Annotated in this window: 6 protein-coding genes; all 6 read left to right on the top strand. The window is 57.7% G+C overall.

Going from position 1 to position 6,937, the window contains the following annotated elements:
- The first annotated feature begins 2 nt into the window (after positions 1-2).
- The 6 genes from mutL to hflC all read left to right on the top strand — a co-directional run bounded on the left by mutL (position 3) and on the right by hflC (position 6,897).
- Positions 3-1,862, top strand: a complete 1,860-nt coding sequence (gene mutL / locus HMPREF9538_RS16930) for a DNA mismatch repair endonuclease MutL (RefSeq protein WP_004222064.1) — start codon at positions 3-5, stop codon at positions 1,860-1,862.
- Positions 1,855-2,805, top strand: a complete 951-nt coding sequence (miaA, locus tag HMPREF9538_RS16925; RefSeq protein WP_002885652.1) for a tRNA (adenosine(37)-N6)-dimethylallyltransferase MiaA — start codon at positions 1,855-1,857, stop codon at positions 2,803-2,805. The genes mutL and miaA overlap by 8 nt, the downstream gene beginning before the upstream one ends.
- A 92-nt stretch (positions 2,806-2,897) precedes the next feature.
- Positions 2,898-3,206 (top strand): RNA chaperone Hfq, encoded by a 309-nt coding sequence (hfq, locus tag HMPREF9538_RS16920; protein ID WP_002885659.1) that lies wholly within the window; start codon positions 2,898-2,900, stop codon positions 3,204-3,206.
- A gap of 75 nt (positions 3,207-3,281) precedes the next feature.
- Positions 3,282-4,562, top strand: a complete 1,281-nt coding sequence (gene hflX, locus HMPREF9538_RS16915) for a ribosome rescue GTPase HflX (protein ID WP_009484731.1) — start codon at positions 3,282-3,284, stop codon at positions 4,560-4,562.
- A 65-nt stretch (positions 4,563-4,627) separates the two neighbouring features.
- Complete coding sequence (gene hflK / locus HMPREF9538_RS16910; RefSeq protein WP_009484732.1) at positions 4,628-5,890, top strand: FtsH protease activity modulator HflK; 1,263 nt, start codon at positions 4,628-4,630, stop codon at positions 5,888-5,890.
- A 2-nt stretch (positions 5,891-5,892) separates the two neighbouring features.
- Entirely contained in the window at positions 5,893-6,897 is a 1,005-nt protein-coding gene (gene hflC / locus HMPREF9538_RS16905; protein ID WP_002885662.1) for a protease modulator HflC, read from the top strand.
- Positions 6,898-6,937 lie beyond the last annotated feature (40 nt).

Raw genomic sequence — 6,937 nt, forward strand, 5'->3', positions numbered from 1 at the left:
GGATGCCGATTCAGGTTCTGCCGCCGCAGCTCGCCAACCAGATTGCCGCCGGCGAGGTGGTGGAGCGGCCCGCGTCGGTGGTGAAAGAGCTGGTTGAGAACAGTCTTGATGCGGGTGCCACGCGGATTGACATTGATATCGAACGCGGCGGCGCGAAGCTCATTCGCATCCGCGATAACGGCAGCGGCATCAAAAAAGACGAGCTGGCGCTGGCCCTGGCTCGTCATGCGACCAGCAAGATCGCCTCGCTTGACGATCTGGAGGCCATTATTAGCCTCGGCTTTCGCGGCGAAGCGCTGGCCAGTATCAGTTCGGTGGCGCGCTTAACGCTGACTTCGCGCACGGCGGAGCAGCAGGAAGCCTGGCAGGCGTATGCTGAAGGCCGCGATCAGGCGGTGACGGTGAAGCCGGCGGCGCACCCGGTCGGTACCACTCTGGAAGTCCTCGATCTGTTCTATAACACCCCGGCGCGGCGCAAATTTATGCGCACCGAAAAGACCGAGTTCGGCCACATTGACGAGGTGGTGCGCCGCATTGCGCTGGCGCGTTTCGACGTCACTATCAACCTCAGCCATAACGGCAAGGTGATGCGCCAGTATCGGGCAGTCGCTCAGGATGGCCAGCGCGAGCGCCGGCTGGGGACAATTTGCGGCGCCGCTTTTCTCGAACATGCGCTGGCGATCGAGTGGCAGCATGGCGATCTGACCCTGCGCGGCTGGGTCGCCGATCCGCTGCATACCACCCCGGCGCTGGCGGAAATTCAGTATTGCTACGTTAACGGGCGGATGATGCGCGATCGGCTGATCAACCATGCTATCCGCCAGGCCTGTGAAGACAAGCTAGGGGCCGATCAGCAACCGGCGTTTGTGCTGTATCTGGAGATCGATCCCCATCAGGTGGATGTAAACGTCCACCCGGCCAAGCATGAGGTGCGTTTCCATCAGTCGCGCCTGGTGCACGACTTTATCTACCAGGGCGTACTGAGCGTACTGCAGCAGCAGCTTGACGCGCCGCTGGCGGAAAAAGACGACCCGCCGGCGCCGCGCCCGATGCCGGAGAACCGCATCGCCGCGGGCGGCAACCAGTTTGCGCGGCCAGCGGAAGCGCGGGAGCCTGCGACCCGCTTCAGCATCACGCCATCGCGTGAGCCTGCGGCCTCCAGCGGCAAACCGGGCGGCGCGAGCTGGCCGCATGCGCAGCCGGGTTACCAGAAGCAGCAGGGAGCGCTTTATCGTCAACTGCTCGACACGCCAACGTCGCCAAAGCCAGCGTTGCAGCCTCCGGCGGCGGCAGAGTTGGCCGGTCACAGTCAGAGCTTTGGCAGAGTGTTGACGATTGTTGGCGGCGACTGCGCGCTGCTGGAGCGCGAGGGCGGTCTGGCGCTGCTGTCGTTGACCGTTGCCGAGCGCTGGCTGCGCCAGGCGCAGTTGACCCCGGGAGCGGAGGCGGTATGTGCTCAGCCGCTGCTGATCCCGCTGCGGTTAAAAGTTACGGAAGGGGAAAAACAGGCGCTGGCCGCCGCTCAGCCGGCGCTGGCGCAGCTAGGGATCGATGTGCATACCGATGCCCTGCACGTGACGGTGCGCGCGGTCCCTTTACCCTTAAGACAACAAAATTTACAAATCTTGATTCCTGAACTGATAGGCTACCTGGCGCAGCAAAACGCATTCGACGTCGGCAATATCGCCCAATGGATGGCGCGTAATCTGACGAGCGAACAGACGTCATGGAATATGGCGCAGGCGATTGCGCTGCTGGCGGACGTTGAGCGTCTTTGCCCGCAGCTGGTGAGAACGCCGCCGGGTGGCCTGTTACAACCTGTAGATCTCCATTCGGCGATGAATGCCCTGAAAGATGAATGATGTAACCGAGGCGAGCCTGCCCAAGGCAATTTTTTTAATGGGCCCGACGGCCTCCGGCAAAACCGCGCTGGCGATAGCCTTACGTAAAGTTTTGCCAGTAGAGTTGATTAGCGTTGATTCCGCCCTCATTTATCGGGGAATGGATATTGGCACCGCCAAACCGGATGCTGCGGAGCTTAGCGCTGCGCCGCATCGGCTGCTGGATATTTTGGATCCTGCGGAGGCCTATTCCGCGGCGGATTTTCGCCGCGATGCGCTGGCGGCGATGGCGGATATTGTCGCCGCCGGGCGAATTCCGCTGTTAGTCGGCGGAACGATGTTGTATTTCAAAGCGTTGCTGGAAGGATTGTCGCCCTTACCGTCGGCTGACCCAGAGGTCAGAGCGCGGATTGAGCAGCAGGCCGCAGAGCAGGGGTGGAATGCGTTACATCAGCAATTACAGGAGATCGATCCCGTGGCTGCTGCGCGTATTCATCCAAATGATCCGCAAAGGCTTTCCCGGGCACTGGAAGTTTTTTTCATTTCGGGTAAAACTTTAACGGAACTGACGCAAACGTCAGGAGACGCTCTGCCATATCAGGTGCATCAGTTCGCCATCGCCCCGGCGAGCCGTGAACTGCTCCATCAACGCATAGAACAGCGTTTTCATCAGATGTTAGCTTCAGGTTTTGAAGCAGAAGTACGGGCGCTTTTTGCCCGCGGAGATTTGCATACGGACATGCCTTCCATCCGTTGTGTCGGATACCGCCAGATGTGGTCATATCTCAATGGCGAGATCCCGTATGATGAGATGGTTTATCGAGGTGTTTGCGCCACGAGACAGTTAGCCAAACGTCAGGTCACCTGGCTGCGCGGTTGGGAAGGTGTGCACTGGTTAGACAGTGAACAACCTGAACAAGCGCTCAACAAAGTATTACAGGTTGTTGGTGCGAGCCAGAACTGAACGTGTACAATTAAACGGTATCGTGCGTAATTTTTTTTGAGAATCGTAAGGTTCTGAGTACAAAACAAGCATACATATAAGGAAAAGAGAGAATGGCTAAGGGGCAATCTTTACAAGATCCGTTCCTGAACGCTTTGCGTCGGGAACGCGTTCCGGTTTCTATTTATTTGGTGAATGGTATCAAGCTGCAAGGGCAAATTGAGTCTTTCGATCAGTTCGTGATCCTGTTGAAGAACACGGTCAGCCAGATGGTCTATAAGCACGCAATTTCTACTGTTGTCCCGTCTCGCCCGGTGTCTCACCACAGCAACAATGCTGGCGGCGGTTCCAGTAACTATCACCACGGTGGTAGCGCGCAGGGTTCTTCTGCGCCGCAACAAGACAGCGACGACGCCGAATAAGGCCAGTGCTGTTTTTCCACGCCGGGGAGCCAGGTTTTCTGCGTTCCCCGCTGGTATTTTATAAGGGGTTTACGCTTGTTTGACCGTTATGACGCCGGTGAGCAGGCGGTACTGGTACACATCTATTTTTCGCAAGACAAAGATATGGAAGATCTCCAGGAGTTTGAAACTCTGGCCTCTTCCGCCGGTGTCGAAGCAATGCAGGTGATTACCGGTAGCCGTAAAGCACCGCACCCGAAGTATTTTGTTGGTGAAGGTAAGGCAGTCGAAATTGCGGAAGCCGTTAAAGCGACCGGCGCTTCGGTCGTGCTCTTCGATCATGCCCTGAGTCCGGCGCAAGAACGTAACCTGGAACGCCTGTGCGAATGCCGGGTTATCGATCGCACCGGTCTTATTTTAGATATTTTCGCCCAGCGCGCGCGCACCCATGAAGGGAAATTGCAGGTCGAGCTGGCGCAGCTGCGCCATATGGCGACTCGCCTTGTCCGCGGTTGGACCCACCTTGAAAGACAGAAGGGCGGGATTGGTTTGCGTGGCCCGGGTGAAACCCAGCTCGAAACCGACCGCCGTTTATTGCGTAACCGTATCATGCAGATCCTGTCGCGGCTGGAAAAAGTCCAGAAACAGCGCGAGCAGGGGCGGCGGTCGCGTGCGAAAGCCGATATTCCTACCGTGTCGCTGGTGGGCTATACCAACGCCGGAAAATCAACGCTCTTTAACCAGATCACTGCCGCCGAGGTCTATGCCGCGAACCAGCTGTTCGCCACCCTGGACCCGACGCTGCGCCGCATTGACGTCCCTGACGTCGGCGAAACGGTGCTGGCCGATACCGTCGGCTTTATTCGCCACCTGCCGCACGATCTGGTAGCCGCGTTTAAAGCGACGTTGCAGGAGACGCGTCAGGCGACGCTGCTGCTGCATGTGATTGACGCGGCGGATGTCCGCGTGCAGGAAAACATTGATGCGGTAAATACGGTTCTCGCTGAAATTGAGGCCGATGAGATCCCGGCGCTGCTGGTGATGAACAAAATCGACATGCTTGACGATTTTGAACCGCGCATCGATCGCGACGATGAAAATAAACCGATTCGGGTCTGGCTTTCAGCCCAGACCGGGGTTGGCGTACCACTGCTTTTTCAGGCATTAACGGAGCGTCTTTCCGGTGAAGTGGCCCAGCATACGCTGCGCTTACCGCCGAAAGAAGGGCGACTGAGAAGCCGTTTCTATCAGCTTCAGGCGATAGAAAAAGAGTGGATGGAGGATGACGGCAGCGTGAGTCTGCAGGTGCGCATGCCGATCGTTGACTGGCGGCGCCTCTGTAAGCAAGAGCCAACGCTTGTTGACTATGTGGTTTAACCTTGCAGCTTGCCTGAAGATATTGACCCCTGTGGGGATATCAAAAACAAATATGGAGCATATACATGGCGTGGAATCAGCCCGGTAATAACGGACAGGACCGCGACCCGTGGGGGAGCAGCAAACCTGGCGGCAACTCTGAGGGAAATGGCAATAAAGGCGGTCGCGAGCAGGGGCCGCCGGATCTGGATGATATCTTCCGCAAGTTAAGTAAAAAACTTGGCGGGCTCGGCGGCGGCAAGGGCGGACTGGGCGGCGGCAATAGCGCGCAGGGGCCTCGCGGACCGATGGGCGGGCGTATTGTCGGCATCGTTGCCGCGGCGGCAGTGATTATCTGGGCGGCCAGCGGTTTCTATACCATTAAAGAGGCCGAGCGCGGCGTGGTCACCCGTTTTGGCAAGTTCAGCCATCTGGTTGAGCCTGGCCTGAACTGGAAACCGACCTTTATCGATAACGTTCAGGCGGTGAACGTGGAGTCGGTGCGCGAACTTGCGGCTTCCGGCGTCATGCTGACCTCTGACGAAAACGTGGTGCGCGGTGAGATGAACGTGCAGTACCGCGTCACCGATCCGGAGCGCTATCTGTTTAGCGTGACCAGCGCGGACGACAGTCTGCGTCAGGCCACCGACAGCGCGCTGCGCGGCGTGATCGGCAAATACACCATGGATCGCATTCTGACCGAAGGTCGTACCGTGATCCGTAGCGATACCCAGCGTGAGCTGGAAGAGACGATTCGCCCGTACAACATGGGTATCACTCTGCTGGACGTCAACTTCCAGACGGCGCGTCCCCCGGAAGAGGTGAAGGCCGCGTTTGACGATGCCATTGCCGCGCGTGAGAACGAGCAGCAGTACATTCGTGAAGCGGAAGCGTATACCAACGAAGTCCAGCCGCGGGCGAATGGTCAGGCGCAGCGTATCCTCGAAGAGGCACGCGCCTATAAGACCCAGACCGTTCTGGAAGCCCAGGGTGAAGTGGCTCGCTTTGCGAAGATCCTGCCGGAATACAAAGCCGCGCCGGAAATTACCCGCGAGCGTCTGTATATCGAAACCATGGAAAAAGTGCTGAGCCACACCCGTAAAGTGCTGGTCAATGACAGCAAAAACGGCAATCTGATGGTTCTGCCGCTGGATCAGATGCTGAAAGGCGCCGCTGCGCCGGCAGCAAAGAGCGATAGCAGTGACGCCAGCGATCTGCTGCGCCTGCCGCCAGCATCCAGCTCAAGCAGCGCCAGCACCTCATCAACCTCGAGCTCAACCGGGGGTAGCATTATGGACCAACGCCGCGCTAACGCGCAGCGTAACGACTACCAGCGTCAGGGGGAATAACGATGCGTAAATCTGTTATCGCGATCATTGTCATCGTGCTGGTAGTGCTCTACATGTCTGTCTTTGTCGTAAAGGAAGGCGAGCGCGGTATCACGCTGCGTTTCGGTAAAGTTCTGCGCGACGACGAAAACAAGCCGCTGGTGTATGCGCCAGGCCTGCACTTCAAGATCCCGTTTATCGAATCGGTGAAGATGCTGGATGCGCGTATTCAGACCATGGACAACCAGGCTGACCGTTTCGTTACTAAAGAGAAGAAAGACCTGATCGTCGACTCCTATATCAAGTGGCGTATCAGCGACTTCAGCCGTTACTACCTGGCAACCGGCGGCGGCGACGTCTCCCAGGCCGAGGTGCTGCTGAAGCGTAAATTCTCTGACCGTCTGCGTTCTGAAATTGGTCGTCTGGATGTGAAAGATATCGTCACCGACTCCCGTGGTCGCCTGACCCTGGAAGTGCGCGATGCGCTGAACTCGGGTTCGGCCGGTACGGAAGATGAGGTTAGCACCCCGGCTGCTGACGACGCGATTGCTAAAGCGGCAGAGCGTGTGGAAGCCGAAACCAACGGTAAAGTGCAGGTGATCAACCCGAACAGTATGGCGGCGCTGGGTATCGAAGTTGTCGACGTACGTATCAAACAGATCAACCTGCCGGCAGAAGTGTCGGAAGCGATTTATAACCGTATGCGCGCGGAGCGTGAAGCGGTTGCTCGTCGCCATCGTTCACAGGGTCAGGAAGAGGCGGAAAAACTGCGCGCGACTGCGGACTATGAAGTCACCAAGACGCTGGCGGAAGCCGAGCGCCAGGGCCGTATCCTGCGTGGTGAAGGTGATGCGGAATCAGCGAAACTGTTTGCCGACGCGTTCAGCCAGGATCCAGGCTTCTACTCCTTTATCCGTAGCCTGCGTGCCTATGAGAAGAGCTTCCAGAGCAATCAGGATGTGATGGTCCTGAGTCCGGACAGCGATTTCTTCCGCTATATGCGTTCACCGGATTCGGCGCGTAAATAAGCCGGAGAAGGTGTAAACCTGAAGTAATAATGCGAAAAGG

The organism is Klebsiella sp. MS 92-3, assembly GCF_000195655.1.
GTDB classification, from domain to species: Bacteria; Pseudomonadota; Gammaproteobacteria; order Enterobacterales; family Enterobacteriaceae; genus Klebsiella; species Klebsiella pneumoniae.